The sequence below is a fragment of the [Mycobacterium] fortunisiensis genome (assembly GCF_019050325.1).
Taxonomy (GTDB): Bacteria; Actinomycetota; Actinomycetes; order Mycobacteriales; family Mycobacteriaceae; genus Mycobacterium; species Mycobacterium fortunisiensis.
In genome coordinates, this window is the sequence record NZ_VOMB01000005.1 from 100,069 (window position 1) to 116,034 (window position 15,966).

Consider the following 15,966-nt stretch of genomic DNA (forward strand, 5'->3'; position numbering starts at 1 on the left):
CCACATTTCTGCCACACCGACAGTGCTGGCATGTCAGGATCATTCGTCCACAGAAGGGATTGCCGAGCCGTGGAGAAAGTAATGAAGGCCGGATCACTGCCGGAAACGCAAGCTCCGGTGCGGATCGGCATCCTGGGGGCCTCGAGCTATGCACCCACCACACTTCTCAACCCCGCCAAGGAAAATGACGAGGTGGTGATCTCAGCGGTGGGATCACGTGAGCTGCCCGGTGCTCAGGCGTTCGCCGACAAACACGGCATCCCACGGGCGCACGGCAGCCTTCAGGCACTGGTCGAGGATCCGAACCTCGACGCGGTGTACGTCCTCCTGCCCACCAGCTTGCACGGTAGATGGACCCGGGCAGCACTCGAGGCGGGCAAGCATGTGCTGTGCGAAAAGCCCTTCGTCGCCAACGCCGACGAGGCCCGGGAGGTCGCCGAGCAGGCGGCGAAGTCGGATCGAGTGGTGATGGAGGCCATCCAATTTCGCCATCATCCGCTGACCTTGCGGGTCGAAGAGATCATCGCCTCGGGTGAGATCGGCAGGCTACAGCGGGTGGACATCGACTTGTGCGTGCTGCTGCCGACGTTCAAGGGCAACTGCTACAACTACGACTTCGCCGGCGGCGCCATGATGGATGCCGGAAGCTATGTGGCCAACATGGCCCGTACATTCGGTGGCTCCACCCCGGAGGTCGTTTCGGCGCAGGCGAAGCTGCGCAGCCCGCAAGTTGATCGGGCCATGACTGCCGAGTTGCGTTACGCCGGCGGTCATACCGGCCGGATACGGTGCGCGCTGTGGTCATCGAACTTGTTCCGGGCTCGGGCCAAGGTGGTCGGGGACCGCGGTGAGTTGCGGTGGTTGAGCCCGGCGGCACCGAATCTTTTTCCGCGGCTGTCGATCAGGTCAGACGGCCGCAAGCGGGTGGAGAGTTTTCCGCGGCGCGCGTGTTACGACTACCAGCTCGATGCGTTCGTGGCGTCGGTGCTTCGTGGGGTGCCGGTGCGGACGACACCGGACGACGCGGTCGAAAACCTGTCGGTCATCGACGCGGTCTATCGTGCGGCGGGCCTGCCCATCCGGATGCCGAGCTGAGACCCATGTCCGTGTGACGCACATCGATCAGGCGGGGAAATCTGCCTGATCGATGTGCGCCGCCACCCGTAACGCGTTGGCCGCCACGGTCAGGCTCGGGTTCAGCCCGGCGCTGGACGGGAAGAACGAGGTATCCACCACGTAGAGGTTGTCCACTTCGTGGGACCGGTTCTGGGGGTTCAACACGCTGGTCTTGGGATCGGTACCGAATCGGCAGGTGCCGCAGACGTGGCCGAGGTTCGCGTTGTCCTTGCCGCTGCCCAGGGTGATCTTGCGGAACGGGGCGAGCAGCTCCTTGAATCGGCGCATGAATGCCGCGTGCCGTTCGATCTCGTTGGGGTGCAACCGATACTGCAGACGCATCCGCTGTCGGCCGTCAGAACTGGGTTGCGCCGACGGCAGGATGCGGTTGTCCAGATAGGGCAGGTCTTCCATCATCGCCGCCAGCACCAGTCCGCCGGTGAAGAAGCGCTCGTAGACCCGGCGCACCGCCGGCCGCATGGCGCGCAGCGCCTTGCCCCGCGCGCCCGGCCGGTTGGTGAGCATCTCCATCGGTGGTAGAGCCCCGAAGGATTGCACGGTGCCGTACTTCTGCCCGCCGTAGAAATAGAAGTCGTTGAGGCCGATCTCTTTGTTGGCGGCGGTGATCCGGCTGTCGGGCTCGGGCCAGATCTCGACCGGATCCAGGAGATGGCGCATCAGGTTGCGTCCCACCCAGTCCGAGCCGTTCGCCAATCCGCCCGGCCAGTCGCCCGACCGTGAGTTGAGCAGCAGTACCGGGGTGGCCAGCGCGCCGGCGGCCAGGACCACCACCTTGCCCCGCAGCATCAGGGTGCCTTGGGGATGTTCGCAGATCACGCTGCGCACGCTGGTGCGGTCGGCGTCGAGGCGAACGACGCGGCATTGCGTCAGGAGTTGGGCGCCGTGTTCGGTGACGGCGGGCAGCACGCCGTTGCGGCCGGCCTCGTTCTTGCACGATCGTGGACACAGGTAGGTCTGACAGGTGGTGCAATCCTCGGTGTAGTCGCACGCCATCGGCAGGTGGTAAGGATGCAGGCCACGGCCCGTCAGGTAGTCGACCAGAGGCTGGTTGTCGGACGAAAAAGGCGGTGCGGCAGGCAGACCCACGTCGAGCGCCTCCGGACGCAGCGGGTCGGCCTGACCACGGACGCCCAGCAGCTTCTCGGCCTCGGTGTACCAGGGGAGCATCTCGTCATAGCTCACCGGCCAGGCCTCGGGCACGGTGGAATCGCCGGGGTCGCGAAAGTTCTGTCGGGGCGTGAAATCGTCGGCGAAGAAACGCTCGCACACCATGCCGTAGAGGGCCGAGGATCCGCCGGTGCCGCTCCCGATGAACGGCACGAATCGCTTGGGGAAGCGCCTGCTGATGTCCTCGACCTCGTCGGTCGTGCGACCGCCGCGGGCCAGCGCGTCGTAGTACGCCGCTGGGGAACGCGCCGAGTTGGGCTCGGCCAGTTCCGGCATGGCCGCGCGAATGGTGCCCGGCGCTCCGGGCAGTGTCGAGCGTCCCTTCTCGACGAAAAGCACCCGACGGCCCGAACGGGCCAGCCGGTGGCCCAGGGTGCCGCCACCCATGCCGGTGCCCACGACGATGACATCCCAGACGATGCGCTCGGCTGCGCGCGCGTCTACTCCGCCGTCGGCCAAAGTCGAGCTCCTCTGCGTGATGGCCCAAAGATCGGCCAGGGACCGACGCTGCGAAGTTACCTGCTCAGCCGGTCGGGCATACCCCGTTTTGCGGCGATAACTTACGATATCGTCAAAATCTGTCCGAGCCGAACCCGCCGTCGGCGAACATGGACGATCCCAGGGACGGAAAGGCCAGGGCCCGCTATGAAATTGGTGCTGGCGAGCTATGGCGGCCGCGGCGACGTCGAGCCCGCGGTCGTGGTGGGGCGCGAATTGCAGCGTCGAGGGCATGAGGTTTCCATGGCCGTGCCGCCGAACCTGGTGGGTTTTGTCGAGTCGGCCGGGCTGACGGGGGACGCCTACGGGCTGGACTCGAATCCGATTCTGGACCTGCAGCGCGAGTACTTCACCTGCTACTCCCGGACCCCGTGGAAGGTCAAGGAACTCAGACGGATGTCGCGCGAGACCGAGCGGTTCGCGGCCGAATGCTGGGCGCAGATGACCAAGACGCTGACCTCCGTGGCCGACGGTGCCGACCTGCTGCTCACCGGCCTGATCTTCGAGCAGCCCGCGGCCAACGTCGCCGAGTACTTCGACCTCCCACTGGTCACGCTGCATTACTTCCCGGTCCGGGCGCACGGCCAGTTGCTGCCGTTCGTGCCGGCGCCGTTGGGCCGCAAGGCCATGGCGGTGAACGACTGGTTGGCGTGGCGCGGCACGAAGAAGGACGAAGACGCGCAGCGTCGTGAGCTGGGCCTGCCGGCGGCGACGCGTCCCGCACCGCAGCGGATCGCCGACCGCGGCTCGCTGGAAATCCAGGCCTACGACCAGGTGTGCTTCCCGGGGCTGGCGGTCGAATGGGCGCGCTGGGCCGACCAGCGGCCCTTTGTCGGTGGATTGGCGATGGCCTCGCCGACGGATGCCGACGACGATGCGGCTTCGTGGGTGCGGCAGGGAACGCCGCCGATCTTCTTCGGGTTCGGCAGCGTGCCGATCGGATCCCCGGCCGAGACGATCGCCATGATCAGTGCGGCCTGCGCGCAGTTGGGGGAGCGCGCGCTGATCGGGGCCGGGGGCACCGACCTGAGCGGGGCGCCACAGTCCGAGCACGTCAAGGTGGTTGGCCAGGTGAATTACGCGACGCTGTTCCCGCTCTGTCGTGCGGTGGTACACCACGGCGGCGCCGGCACCTTGGCCGCATGCCTGCGGGCCGGGGTGCCGCAGTTGGTGCTGTGGACGCTGCCTGATCAGCCGTTCTTCGCGGCTCAGCTCAAGCGGATGAAAGTCGGTGCCGGAAGGCGTTTTTCGGCGACCACCGCCAAGACGCTGGTGGCCGACCTGCGCCGGATCCTTGCCCCGGAATACCTGACCCGGGCCCGAGAACTCGCACCGCAGATCACCATGCCCGCGCACAGTGCGGTGGCGGCCGCGGATCTGGTCGAAGACTTCGCCCGCCGCCGGCGGGGCTGATCGCCGGCGGTCGCCCTCAGTTGCGGATCAGAAAACCGTACGGAGCGAAGGTGAAGCCGAACTTGTTCTCGCGCTCCACGTCGTGGGTGTAGTCATCGGGGAATTGCTGCTCGTAGGCTTCGACGGCCTCGTACGGGCCGGGCCCCCACCCGGGGAGCACGGGGTGGCCGTTGACGGTGGAATCCTCGACCAACAGATAGTCGCCGGACGACAGCAGCGGCCGCAGGAGCTTCATCTCGGCCAGCACGTGATCCATCGAGTGGTCGCTGTCGAGGATGGCGAAGATCTTGCCGGGGTACTCGCTCTTGAGCCGCTGGATCTGCTCAGCAATCTCGGGACGAGTGGAGGACGACTCGATGAACTCGATGTCGGGATCGCGGCGCGCGGCCGGGTCGAGGTGTTTGTGACTGATGTCCACCGACAGCACTTTGAATGGCTGGCCGAGCCGCTTCATGATCGTGGCGAAGAATAGCGCCGAGCCACCCTGATTCGTGCCGAATTCGATTATCAGGGACGGCTTCAGGTCGGCGATTATTTCCTGATAGTTCCACATGTCGCTGACGGACTTCCATGTGGTTACCCCTAGCCAGCTGGTCTTTTGCCAGACAAAGGTGTTGTAATACCACTTGTGGTATTCCTCGGCCTCTGAGCCGGTCGGTTGGTAGAAAGCCACCGCAGCGACCGAATTCACGAGTCTCCGCAGGGACACCAGGGTGGCCATTGCAATTCCCGAAAAGGTGGTCTTCTCGACAGATTCGCGTCTCAGTACCATGGAAACTCCCCGTCTGGATTTCGTGACTTCGGCGATGCTCCGCCGGATGCTAGCAGCGGCTGATGCCCAGCTGGACGCGATCTCAGGAAAAATTTCCGCTAGCGTCAGTTTCGCCCCGAATCTCGAGTCGCTGACGCTCGCGTGAATTAAGCTGCCGAGCGATCGGCGTCGGAGGTGCGGCCTTCGCTGTCATCGTCGGACGGCGCGCGCAGCACCGGGAAGGCTGGGTATCGCATGGCTAGAGGAGCGTTCGGAAGCAGCGACGCCGAAATCGATCTGCTGGTTCGCGGCAAGCGGTGCGGGATCGCCGTGGTCGGATTCGGCTACATCGGCACCGTGATCGGTGCCGTGCTGGCCGATCGCGGATGGCCGGTGACCGGTATCGACGTGCGGCAAAGCGTGGTTGACGAGCTCAACCTCGGCAAGACCTCGGTGGCCGAGCCGGGGCTGAGCGAACTGGTGGCCAACAGTGTGCGGACCGGTCGGCTGCGCGCCACGACCGATTTCGGTGTGATCGCCGAAAACGACTTCGTCATCGTCAATGTCGGGACGCCCTTGGGACCGGACTACGAGCCGATCGTCGACGACATCAAAGCCGCCGCGGCCGCGGTGGGTGAGCACCTGCAGGCCGGCCATGTGGTGATCCTCAAGAGCACGGTGCCGCCCGACACCACCGAGACACTCGTCCGGCCCATCCTCGAAGCCGCCTCGGGTTTGCGTGCGGGCGTGGACTTCGGGCTCGCGTTCTGCCCCGAACGCCTGGCCGAAGGACAGGCCATTCACGAGTTGACCTCGATCCCGGTCGTGGTCGGCGCGGTCGACGAGCGCAGCGCACGGGCGTGCGCCACGTTGTGGCGCCATGCCCTGGGGGTGGACTCCGTGGTGGTCGACGATCCGCGAACCGCCGAGATGGTCAAGCTCGCCGACAACCTCTGGGTCGATCTCAACGTCGCGATGGCGAACGAGCTCGCCAAGCTGTGCGATCAGCTCGACATGGATGCCCTCCAGGTCATCGACGCGGCCAACACCATGCCGAAAGGCACCCACAACGTCAACATCCTGCGGCCGAGCATGGGCGTCGGCGGGTACTGCCTGACGAAGGATCCGTGGTTCGTCAACCACCTGGGCGAGTCCGTCGGGCTGGAGCTGTCGATCCCGCGCACATCGCGGACCGTCAACGACACGATGCCCACGTATACCTACGGTCTGCTCACCCAGTTGCTCGCCGATCAGGGAAAGGCGATCCAGGACAGCAAGATTGCGGTGTTGGGTATCGCGTTCAAGAACAACACCGGTGACTGCCGTCTGACGCCGACCAAGTACGTCTGCGCGCTGCTCGAAGAGTCGGGCTGTCAGCTCTCGGTCCACGATCCGTGGGTGCCGGACGACGAAGCCGTCACGGTGACGAGCGTCCCGCTGAGCCCGGACATCGAATCCGCGGTCAAGGATGCCGATGCGTTGGTGGTGTTGGCCGGGCACCGTGAGTTCCATCAGACGCCGCTCACCCGGCTGGCGGACCTGACGGCAGCCGGGTGTGTATTCCTCGACGGCCGTAACAGTTTCGACCCTGCGGCGGTACGAGCCGCCGGCTTCGTCTACAAGGGGATCGGCCGCTGAGCGGCCGACGTGTGAACCCGGACCGCTACCCGAGATGAAAGAGTGACGATGGCTAACGTTGTGGTGACCGGCGGCTACGGTTTCATCGGATCGCATCTGGTGTCGGCGTTGCTGGCCCGCGGTGACTCGGTCACCATCTTCGACTTTGCGAAGAACACCCGTGACACCAGCATCGACTTTGACCGTCATCCGAACTTCCGGTTCGTGCAGGGCGACGTCACCGACATCTCCGCCCTGGAGGGGGCCCTGACTGCCGACGTGGACACGGTCTTCCACTTGGCGGCGGTGGTCGGTGTCGGCAACTACATGAGCGACCCGTTGCGGGTCCTCGACGTCAACGTGATCGGCACCCGCAATGTCCTGGAACTGAGCCACCGCAACGGGATCCGTGTGCTGTTCGCCAGCACGTCGGAGGTGTTCGGCAAGAATCCCAAACCGCCGTGGGCCGAGGACGACGACCGCGTGCTCGGCTCGACCAAAACCGCGCGCTGGAGTTACAGCACCAGCAAGGGCATGGCTGAGCACTTGGTGTTCGCGATGCACTCGGCACACGGTCTGCCGGTGACGGTGGTGCGTTACTTCAACGTGTACGGCCCGCGGCAGAATCCGATCTTCGTGATCTCACAGTCGATTCACCGGATCCTCAACGGGCGTGAGCCGTTGCTGTACGACTCGGGTGAGCAGACCCGGTGCTTCACCTACGTCGACGACGCCGTGGCCGGCACCCTGCTCGCCGCCGACAGCGACGACGCGATCGGCGAGGCCTTCAACGTCGGCAGCATGACCGAGACCACCATGCGGGATGCGATCGAGCTGGCGATCAAGATCGCGAGTGTGGACTCGGTGTCGGGTACTGAATCCGTGGACACCGCAGCGCGTTACGGCGTCCGCTACGAGGACATTCCGCGACGTATCCCGGATTCGACCAAGGCGCAGCGGGAGCTGGGCTGGCGGCTGAACGTCGACGTGGAAGAAGGTATCCGCCGCACGATCGAGTGGGCGCGGGACAACCCGTGGTACCTGGAAGAGCTCCCCGAGAAGGTGTGAAGGATCGACGAAGTTGAGCAGGCTCCCCGACGTCGCAGAGATACAAAAAGCCACACCGAATAGTCTGCGGGAACAGCCGCGAATAGGTGCGAAGCTCGGGAAGGTTTTCGATCCACGCAACAACGCACTGAACGCCTGGCGCTTGGTGCTCTTGACTGGCGTCATCCTGGCGCACTCGTGGCCGCTGACCGGGCGCCGGATCGAATTCGAGCCGGCACACCAGCTTCTCGCCAACGTCTGGCTCGATGGATTCTTCGCCATCTCGGGGTTCCTCGTCACCCGGGCATGGTTCCGAAACCCGCGGCTCGGGGAATTTCTCCTGTCCCGCGCGCTGCGGCTGTTGCCCGGGTTCTGGGTCTGCCTGATCGTCACGGCGTTCGTGATCGCACCGATTTCTCTTGCCGTCCAGGGTGACTCGCCTGTAAAGCTGCTGTTTTCTCGCGAGCCATTTCTGTACGTGCTGCAGAACAGCGCGATGCTGATCGTCAAGTTCGACGTCGCTGGAACACCATTGGACATCCCGTGGCCGGGGCAGTGGGACGGCTCGCTCTGGACATTGACATTCGTGGTGATGTGCTACATCGGTACCGCCGTGCTCGGGGCCACCGGCCTGCTCTCGCGCCGTTGGCTCATCCCCACCTTGTTCGTTCTGACGCTGTGGTGGGCGGCGAGTTTGCCGCCGCTGAACGATGTGGTGGAGCAGCCACCCGGCGCGCAACCGGTCGATACCGCCACCGCCATGCTCGTGGTGCAGCAAGTTAGCGCCCGTCTCTACCTGATGTATCTCACTGGCGCATTGCTCTACCAACTCCGCAGCCGGATTCCAGCCCGCTGGTCGCTCGTCGCGTTGAGCGTTGTGGTGGTTCTGGCCTCGAGCCTGCTGCCCAACTACCACATCGTCGGCGCCATCCCGCTTGCCTACGCCGTCATCGTCTCCGGTGCCTTGGCCCGTCAGGGATGGCTGACGCTGCGGACAGATCTGTCCTACGGCGTCTACGTCTACGCCTGGCCGATGCAGCAACTGCTGATCGTGTGTGGTCTGGGCGTTCTGAATCCGGTGGTGTTCTCGGCGGTTGCGGTGACCGTCACGCTGCCGTTGGCGGCCCTGAGCTGGTTTGCGGTCGAGAAGCGGGCCCTTCGACTGAAATCTCGGTTCCCGCGCCGGCGCCTACCTGGCGAAGCGCAAGCGTCGGCCTACTAGTCGGTTACGCGTGGCCGGCCAAGGCCGCCGGTCGCACCCCCGGGGCATGCAGTTCAGAAGCTGTCCCGGAGGGCGCGACGCGGGGCGCCGGACCTAGTTGCGGATCAGGAATCCGTTGGGTGCGTAGGTGAATCCGAATTTGTTCTCACGGTCTACGTCGTGGGTGTAGTCGTTCGGGAATTCCTGCTCGTACGCCTCGATGGCCTCGTACGGGCCTGGCCCCCACCCGGGGAGGTTGGGATGACCGTTGAGCATGGAATCTTCCACGAGGAGGTAGTCGCCTCGGGTGAGCAAGGGCCGCAACAGTTTCATCTCCGACAGCACGTGCTTCATGGAGTGGTCGCTGTCCAGGATGGTGAAAACCTTGCCGGGGTAATCCTTCCGGAGATCCCGAATCTGGTCGGCGATCGCCGGCACGTTGGACCGTGATTCGACGAACAGCACATCGGGATCGCGTTGTGCGATCGGATTGAGACGCTCGTGGGTGACGTCGACGGAAAGCACCTTGAACGGTTGGCCGATCTGCCTCATGACGTTGGCGAAGTACATCGCCGAGCCACCCTGGTTGGTGCCGAACTCGACCACGAGCGAGGGCTTCAGGTCGACGAGGATTTCCTGGTAGTTCCACATGTCGCTGACCGATTTCCAGGTCTCGACGCCCATCCAGGTGGTCCGCTTCCACACCATGGTGTTGAAGTACCACTTGTGGTATTCGTCGGCCTCCGAGCCGGTCGACTTGTACAGGAACGGGGCCATCAGCCCCGATGCGATTCGCCGTCCGAGGCCGGCCGGTGTGGGCCGCTGTTCGATCACGGCGGCGGCCATTCTCAGAACGCTGTTCCGGTCCACATAGCTGGCGCCGGGCGCTACCTTCTCGCTGCTAGATGTTGGCACTACGCGCTCTCCCATTGTTGGACCGGCAGTGTTGGCGCTGCGGTCTGTCCTCGCGGTTGTCCGCTTACGGGGGAATAATATCGAGCAAGATTTACGTGTACGTCAGTTTTTCGCAAACTGCGTCGCCTCCCGAAAGGTTGGCAAGGACGCAAAGTTCGGTCTCAGCGCCCGGACTCTGCCGCGGCTCGATAGCCGCTGATGGCCAGTGGGGCGACCACGGCCACCAGGCCGACAGCCCAGAGGGTGCCCACCAGCACCGCCTCCAGAACGGGGCCGCCCTCGGCGAGGGCGCGCATGGCCGAAATGGTTGCCGACATCGGCTGAAGCCGGACCAGCGGCTGCATCCACGTCGGCAACATCTCGATGGGCGGCGCCCCGGAGCTGGCGAACACCAAACTGATGGCCGGCACCACGAACCAGACGAGCACGGTGCCGCGCTTGGAGCGGGTAGCAATCGCGACGATCGCCATCGAAAAGATGACCACGACCACCGACGGCACCAACAGAAATGCGATGAGCGCCAGCAGATTACCTTCGAAGCGAAGGCCCATCCCGATACCCACCGCGGTGATCAAGGCAGTGGCCACCACGGTGCGTACCGCTTCGGCGAGGAGCCGCCCGGTCAGTGCGCTGCCGCGCCGCACCGGCAGCAGCCACATCTGGCTGAGCAACCCGCTGTCGCGTTCCACGGGAATGGTCATGCCGGCAGCAAGTGCCCCGAACATCGCACCGGCCACCGCGCAGGTAGGGACCAGGCCATAGATGCTGTCCGCACCGGTGATGCGCAGGATCGACTCGCCGACCAGCAGTTGGTACATGATCAACAGGAAGGTCGGCAGGAACACCGCTTGAATCGTGACCGCCGGCCCTCGCCGCCAATGTGTCAGCAGCTGGTTGCAGAACAGCAGACTCTCGGCGACATAGGAGCTGCGCAGCTCGGCATGCGACGTCACGGCTCACGCCTCTGCATCCGCACCGCCAGCACACCGAACACCACCAGCATTGCGCCGCACCACGCCAGGCTGATCGCCAGATTGTCGACCATCACGTGACCGGTGGAGAAGCCACGCATGGTTTCGGTGAGCTGCGAGACCGGTTGGTAGTGCACGAACGGGCGCAGCCAGTCTGGAAAAGCATCGAGCGGCGCCATCCCGGTGGACAGCATGATCAGCGTCAGCTGCGGAACCAACAGCATCTGGCTGGCCGTACCGCTCTTTCCGACCGCGCTCCCGGAGAGCGCGGCACCGAGGGCATCGGCCCCGAGTGACAGCGCGAGCGTCAAGACCAGGACAAGCACCACGAATGCCGCTGCGTAGCCCACCCCGCCGGTCATCCGGAATCCGAAGGCATAGCCGACGGCGACGGCGGCGAGCAGGGCGAGGCCACCGCGGAAGATGCAATACAGCATCCGTGCCACCAACGGAACCAAAGCGGAGATCGGCAGAGTGCGGAGCCGAATGCCGAAGTCGGACTGCTGTTCTCGCGCGGCATGGTCCACGGTGGCCAGTACTCCGAGCGACATCACCTGGATGATGATCACCGGCAGCACGTACTGCGGATAGCTCATCGAACCGGTATCGAACACATTGCGCAGGGCGAAATTGAAGACCATGAAATTGCCCGCGGCCGCGAGAATCGCGAACGGCAAGTCCTCGCTCAGCTGACCGAGCACCATGCGCTCGGTGAGAGCGGCCACGGCTGTCATGCGCGATCCGCTTGCGCTACTCGCTGAACCGTCATGCGGTGACGTTCTCCGTGAGATGCAGGAACGCCTCGTCGAGCGACGGCTTGCGCAGCGAGATGTCGGCCAGCTCGACCCCGAGCTGATCGACGCGGCGGAACACCTCGCTGAGCGTCGCGACACCGTCGGGGGCCAGCACCGAAACCGTGTTTGCCTCCTGGTCGGCTTGGGCGTCCTCCAGGTCGGCGAGCACGGCGAAGATCTTGGCGAGGTGGCCCGGATCGACCGGACTGACTGTGCAGTAACCGAATCCGGCCAAATGTTTGAGGTCGTCGGCGGTGCCGGTGGCGATGACGCGCCCGCCGTTGATGAGCACGACCGAATCGCTGAGCAGGTCGGCCTCTTCGAGATACTGCGTGGTGAGCAGGACGGTGACGCCCTGGGCCGACATCGTCGACACCAGGTTCCAGACCTCCCGACGGCTGCGCGGGTCCAATCCGGTGGTCGGCTCGTCGAGGAAGAGCACTTTCGGTGGAACCACAAGTGCCGCAGCGATATCGATGCGGCGGCGCATGCCGACCGAATAGGTATCGACGCGCCGGTCGGCGGCATGGGCCATGTCGAACTGCGCGATCAGCGCCTCAGCCTGCACTTGCGCGCGCTTGCGTCGCATGCCCCGCAGCCGGCCGAACAGTACGAGGTTCTCCCGCCCGGTGAGTTGCCCGTCGAGTGCGGCGAGCTGTCCGATGGTGGAGATGCTTGCCCGCACCTTGTCGGGCTGCTCGACGACGTCGTAGCCGGCGACCACCGCGCGGCCGGAGGTGGGCTTGAGCAACGTGGACAGGATCTTGACCGTCGTCGTCTTGCCGGCGCCGTTGTGACCGAGCAGAGCGCAGACCGACCCGGTGGGGACGGCAAAACTCACCTCCTGAAGTGCGTGTATGGACCCGTCATAGGTCTTGGCCACACCGTCTAGCTCGATCACGGGTAGAAGATACCGCGGGCATGGGCGGCTGCGGGCGGAGTCGGCTAACGAAATTGACGCGACCGAAAGAATGTTCTAACTCCATGGCCGCCCAGGTTATTGGGCTCGTCTGGACGAAGTTCGAGATTTTGTCTACATCGTCAATTGTTGGCGGGTACGGTGCCCGACCATGACCATCACAGACCGTATGGGCCGGGCTCTGGTGTGGAAACTGAACGCACGGCTGCACAATCGGATGTACCGCTACATTTCCGGTCACGCCTCTGACGATGTGCTCTTCATGAACTGGGCCTATGAAGAAGACCCGGCCATGGCGATTCCGTTGGACCCGACTGACGAGCCCCATCGCTATCCCATCCAGCTGTACCACTCTGTGGCAGCCCAGAACGGCGGACTCGCCGGAATGCGGGTGCTGGAGGTGGGCTGCGGACATGGTGGCGGTGCCTCGTACATCATGCGCACTTTCGGGGCGGAATCGTATGTGGGGCTTGACCTGAACGCCGTCGGCATCACTTTCTGCCGGCGCCGACATCACGTTCCCGGGTTGGAGTTCATCGAGGGTGACGCCGAACAGCTGCCATTCCGGGCCGAGTCATTCGATGCCGTGATCAATGTGGAATCGTCGCATTTCTATCCTCACTTCACCCAGTTCCTGAGCGAGGTGACACGAGTGCTCCGCCCCGGCGGAGAGTTCCTGTACACCGACATTCGACAGTGGTACCAGTGCGACCAGTGGGAGGCCGACCTCGAGGCCACCGGGATGCGGATGGTGGCCGGGCGGGACATCAACAAGCAGGTGCTGCGCGGCATGGAGCTGAACAAGCCGCAGTGGGATGCGGTGTGGGACCGCATTGCGCCGGGGTTCCTCCGCTCGATCGGCAGCGCACCGACGACGGGTACACCGCTGTCACGGGACCTCGAGAACGGCAAGCAGTTCTACCGGATGTATTGCCTCACCAAGGGATAACCCGCACGGAGCCGATGATCAACCAGTCGCGCCCTGCCCGCCGATCCAGTCGAGCAGGGCGCGCAGGCCATCCTCGAGCCCCCACTTGGGGCGCCATCCGAGCTCCTTGATCGTCGGTTCGACATCGCACCTCGCGGCGCGGACGTCACCGTCGCGGAACTTCCCCACGACGACCGGCTCGGGGGCATCGCAGAGGATGGCCATCTTCTGCGCCAACTCGTGGATGGTGGTCGGGACTCCCGACCCGATGTCGAGGCAGCGCAGTGTCGCGGCGGGCTCGTAGATCGCCGAGTACAGTGCCTCGACGACGTCGTCGATGTAGACGAAGTCGCGCAGGATCCGGCCGTCCTCGTAGACCTCCAGCGCCTGCTTGGCCAGTGCCAGTCGGCCGAACAGCGCGACGATCCCGGTGTACGAATTCGTCAGCGACTGGCCCGGGCCGTAGACGTTCTGCAGCCGCAGCACGCTGAGGTTGGTGTCGTGCGCGGCGGTCCAGGCGGCCAGCAGATGCTCTTGCGCGAGCTTGGTTGCGGCATAGATGTTGGTGGGGCGCGGCTGTGTTTCGGCTGTCGAGCTCGGCAGCGGTACCGCAGGGGCGCAATCGGCTCCCGTCGGATCCCAGCTGCCGGCCGCCAGTTGAGCGTGACTACGCGGCCTCGGATAAAAGATCTCAGTGCCGGCTTGCCACGCGCCCTCGCCGTATACCGCCCGCGATGAGGCCAGCACGAGTTGATCGGGCACGTGGCCCGCACGACTCAATGCATCGAGTAGCTGAGTCGTTCCGACGACGTTCACCGAACCGTGCCGCGTCGCCTCCGACAGCGATTGCGCCGTACCGGTCTCGGCCGCCAAATGGACGATCTGGTCGGGACGGAACAACCGCAGTACAGCGTCCAGGTCGGGGGCGTGGGTGACGTCGCCGGTGAAAAATCGTACGGCGGAGGGGAGTTCGAGGGTGGCGTGGTCGCCGTGTACCTGCGGGTGCAGGACGTCGACCACCGCCACCTCGTAGCCGGCTTCGACGAGACGGTGAGCCAGCGCGGACCCGATGAATCCCGCCCCGCCCGTGATGAGCACTGATGTCGACACTGTTCGATGCCTCCGGTTCCTACAGCGCTCAGGCGTTCTCGGTGACCCACGTGGTGGTGAAGCGCACCACCTCGGGGATGTTCTCGGACAAGCTGGCCCCGATGGTCTTTTCGAGATTGCCGCCCACCAACGGGATCTTGACGTCAACCCGTCCGGTGAACCGCAGTCGTGAGCCGGTATCCGCCGGCGCCAGCCAGGTTTTCGCCCGGCACGACCCCAGCCCGCCCGGCACCGACACCTGGATCTGCCCGTGCACCTGCCCGTCATTGTCGGGCGTCCATGTTTCCTGATGTACCAGGTTCAGCTCTCCTGGAACGAGATTGGCGACCACTTTGGGCAGCAGCTGACGGCCCAGGTGCTGGGTCAGGCGCACGGTCACTGTGCCGTCGGCATCGACGGTCAGCGAATCCAGTGTGGTCGTTGCGGCATCACTGCCCGCCAGCCGGGCCAGCCAGTAATCCTCGCGGCCGAACGCTGCGTGAATCTGCTCAACGCTTGCCGGCGACTCGGTGGAGCCGTCGAATGAACGTGCCATGGCCAACCATTCCTAAGCTCGCTGGCTACGGGCCCCGGTGTACCACCGGGTGACGTCGTAGCCGGCGTCGTAACGGGCGAGCCATTCGGCGGCCAAGGCCGGCAGCTTCGCATTGCGGGGATTGTGGCCGGGAATCTGGCTGCGGACGCAACCTGAGGCGGCGGCCAGCTTCTCACGTAGTGGGATGTGGCCGTAGGCGTTGTCGCACGGTCCGTAATCCGGAAAGTCGAAGAACGAAAACTTCTGCGCCAGAGCACGTTTCCATCGGCGGGTGCTGTCCGCCCACTGTGCGTCGACCTTACGGTCCGCAATCGGGACGAGCCGGTTGAAGCTCTCGGAGATGGCGTTCATCACGGCGCCGACGTGGGTGAAGATCGACGGGGCCATGCGGGCGCGGTACCAGGGGTCGTCGATGACGGCGTCGTAGATGAGCAGTGCCGAACTGCGGTGCTCGACTTCTTCGACGGTGTGCCACAAGAACAGCGATGCCACTCGGTCGTCGCCGGGCGCGAACAGGGTGTCGGCGTTGTCGAGCATCAGCTTGAACGACGGCGTGAACGTCGCTTCCACGTCGGCGGTGTAGGCCAGCCGGTACTTGACCGGCTTGGTGGCGGTCAGGTCGTCGAACATGGCGATCGCCGTGTCGAGGGTCTCCTGCAGTGCGGGGTGGCTCTTGATCAGGGCCTTGGCATGCTGCCGGTGGGCCATGCTGTGCTGGCCCTCCTGTCGCATGAATGCCGCGGCCTCCTCGGCCACCTGCGGGTCGTTGATCAGGGGCAGCGCTTCGGTGACCGCCGCGCAGATCATCTTTTCGAAGGCGATCGCGAAGAACGAGAGCGAATTTGTGGCACACGAGAACGCCGGGTTGGACGCGTTCCACGCGAACGGCACGTCGTGGTCGGCGAACCCGAAGCGCAGCTTGCGCACTTGCAGATCAGTCACCTGATTGCACCTCGATCTTTT

Annotated in this window: 16 protein-coding genes; 7 read left to right on the top strand and 9 right to left on the bottom strand. The window is 64.7% G+C overall.

Annotated features, from left to right (window positions below; translation table 11 throughout):
• Positions 1-81: 81 nt before the first annotated feature.
• Entirely contained in the window at positions 82-1,095 is a 1,014-nt protein-coding gene (locus FR943_RS04185; RefSeq protein ID WP_217155078.1) for a Gfo/Idh/MocA family protein, read from the top strand.
• Positions 1,096-1,122: 27 nt separating this feature from the next.
• Here FR943_RS04185 and FR943_RS04190 read toward each other — a convergent pair whose 3' ends face one another.
• Positions 1,123-2,763, bottom strand: a complete 1,641-nt coding sequence (locus FR943_RS04190) for a GMC oxidoreductase (protein WP_217155079.1) — start codon at positions 2,761-2,763, stop codon at positions 1,123-1,125.
• 186 nt (positions 2,764-2,949) lie between these two features.
• Here FR943_RS04190 and FR943_RS04195 point away from each other — a divergent pair, with 186 nt between their 5' ends.
• Complete coding sequence (locus FR943_RS04195) at positions 2,950-4,215, top strand: glycosyltransferase (protein WP_217155081.1); 1,266 nt, start codon at positions 2,950-2,952, stop codon at positions 4,213-4,215.
• A gap of 16 nt (positions 4,216-4,231) precedes the next feature.
• Here the strand turns inward: FR943_RS04195 and FR943_RS04200 are convergent, their stop codons facing one another.
• Positions 4,232-4,936 carry a rhamnosyl O-methyltransferase gene (locus tag FR943_RS04200; RefSeq protein WP_217155082.1) on the bottom strand — a complete coding sequence of 235 codons (705 nt, stop codon included), beginning with the start codon at positions 4,934-4,936 and terminating at the stop codon, positions 4,232-4,234.
• Between FR943_RS04200 and FR943_RS04205 the strand changes: the two genes are divergently transcribed.
• The 4 genes from FR943_RS04205 (at position 4,929) to FR943_RS04220 (ending at position 8,852) form a co-directional block, all read left to right on the top strand.
• Positions 4,929-5,132, top strand: a complete 204-nt coding sequence (locus FR943_RS04205) for a hypothetical protein (RefSeq protein WP_217155083.1) — start codon at positions 4,929-4,931, stop codon at positions 5,130-5,132. The genes FR943_RS04200 and FR943_RS04205 overlap by 8 nt on opposite strands.
• Before the next feature lie 89 nt (positions 5,133-5,221).
• Positions 5,222-6,604, top strand: a complete 1,383-nt coding sequence (locus FR943_RS04210) for a nucleotide sugar dehydrogenase (protein ID WP_217155085.1) — start codon at positions 5,222-5,224, stop codon at positions 6,602-6,604.
• Positions 6,605-6,652: 48 nt separating this feature from the next.
• A complete protein-coding gene (locus FR943_RS04215) occupies positions 6,653-7,651 on the top strand; it encodes an NAD-dependent epimerase/dehydratase family protein (RefSeq protein ID WP_217155086.1) in 999 nt (332 codons plus the stop codon).
• Between the two features lie 64 nt (positions 7,652-7,715).
• The gene (locus tag FR943_RS04220; protein ID WP_217155139.1) at positions 7,716-8,852 is read left to right on the top strand and encodes an acyltransferase family protein; all 1,137 of its coding nucleotides are present in this window, start codon (positions 7,716-7,718) and stop codon (positions 8,850-8,852) included.
• Positions 8,853-8,945: 93 nt separating this feature from the next.
• Here the strand turns inward: FR943_RS04220 and FR943_RS04225 are convergent, their stop codons facing one another.
• The 4 genes from FR943_RS04225 to FR943_RS04235 form a co-directional block, all read right to left on the bottom strand.
• Positions 8,946-9,608, bottom strand: a complete 663-nt coding sequence (locus FR943_RS04225; protein ID WP_246584835.1) for a rhamnosyl O-methyltransferase — start codon at positions 9,606-9,608, stop codon at positions 8,946-8,948.
• Positions 9,609-9,907: 299 nt separating this feature from the next.
• On the bottom strand, positions 9,908-10,699 hold the full coding sequence (locus FR943_RS26295; RefSeq protein WP_308170452.1) for an ABC transporter permease: 792 nt from the start codon (positions 10,697-10,699) through the stop codon (positions 9,908-9,910).
• Positions 10,696-11,451 carry an ABC transporter permease gene (locus FR943_RS26300; protein ID WP_246584823.1) on the bottom strand — a complete coding sequence of 252 codons (756 nt, stop codon included), beginning with the start codon at positions 11,449-11,451 and terminating at the stop codon, positions 10,696-10,698. The genes FR943_RS26295 and FR943_RS26300 overlap by 4 nt, the downstream gene beginning before the upstream one ends.
• 31 nt (positions 11,452-11,482) lie before the next feature.
• Positions 11,483-12,412, bottom strand: coding sequence for an efflux ABC transporter ATPase subunit, DrrA-related (locus FR943_RS04235; protein ID WP_217155090.1), 930 nt, complete (start codon positions 12,410-12,412; stop codon positions 11,483-11,485).
• 202 nt (positions 12,413-12,614) lie between these two features.
• Between FR943_RS04235 and FR943_RS04240 the strand changes: the two genes are divergently transcribed.
• Positions 12,615-13,379 (top strand): phthiotriol/phenolphthiotriol dimycocerosates methyltransferase, encoded by a 765-nt coding sequence (locus FR943_RS04240; protein ID WP_308170461.1) that lies wholly within the window; start codon positions 12,615-12,617, stop codon positions 13,377-13,379.
• Between the two features lie 18 nt (positions 13,380-13,397).
• Here the strand turns inward: FR943_RS04240 and FR943_RS04245 are convergent, their stop codons facing one another.
• From FR943_RS04245 to FR943_RS04255, 3 genes are read right to left on the bottom strand one after another with little or no spacing between them, the layout of a single operon-like run.
• A complete protein-coding gene (locus FR943_RS04245; RefSeq protein ID WP_217155141.1) occupies positions 13,398-14,456 on the bottom strand; it encodes an NAD-dependent epimerase/dehydratase family protein in 1,059 nt (352 codons plus the stop codon).
• A gap of 40 nt (positions 14,457-14,496) precedes the next feature.
• Positions 14,497-15,003 carry a DUF2505 domain-containing protein gene (locus FR943_RS04250; RefSeq protein ID WP_217155092.1) on the bottom strand — a complete coding sequence of 169 codons (507 nt, stop codon included), beginning with the start codon at positions 15,001-15,003 and terminating at the stop codon, positions 14,497-14,499.
• A gap of 12 nt (positions 15,004-15,015) precedes the next feature.
• Positions 15,016-15,945: a metal-dependent hydrolase gene (locus tag FR943_RS04255; RefSeq protein ID WP_217155094.1), complete on the bottom strand. Its 930-nt coding sequence runs from the start codon at positions 15,943-15,945 to the stop codon at positions 15,016-15,018.
• Positions 15,946-15,966 lie beyond the last annotated feature (21 nt).

Bases quoted from the DNA above. Each gene is read 5' to 3' on its own strand.
- FR943_RS04210 (WP_217155085.1), top strand. From the start codon at position 5,222: ATGGCTAGAGGAGCGTTCGGAAGCAGCGACGCCGAAATCGATCTGCTG.
- FR943_RS04185 (WP_217155078.1), top strand. From the start codon at position 82: ATGAAGGCCGGATCACTGCCGGAAACGCAAGCTCCGGTGCGGATCGGC.
- FR943_RS04200 (WP_217155082.1), bottom strand. From the start codon at position 4,936: ATGGCCACCCTGGTGTCCCTGCGGAGACTCGTGAATTCGGTCGCTGCG.
- FR943_RS04225 (WP_246584835.1), bottom strand. From the start codon at position 9,608: ATGGCCCCGTTCCTGTACAAGTCGACCGGCTCGGAGGCCGACGAATAC.
- FR943_RS04215 (WP_217155086.1), top strand. From the start codon at position 6,653: ATGGCTAACGTTGTGGTGACCGGCGGCTACGGTTTCATCGGATCGCAT.
- FR943_RS26300 (WP_246584823.1), bottom strand. From the start codon at position 11,451: ATGACAGCCGTGGCCGCTCTCACCGAGCGCATGGTGCTCGGTCAGCTG.
- FR943_RS04250 (WP_217155092.1), bottom strand. From the start codon at position 15,003: ATGGCACGTTCATTCGACGGCTCCACCGAGTCGCCGGCAAGCGTTGAG.
- FR943_RS04195 (WP_217155081.1), top strand. From the start codon at position 2,950: ATGAAATTGGTGCTGGCGAGCTATGGCGGCCGCGGCGACGTCGAGCCC.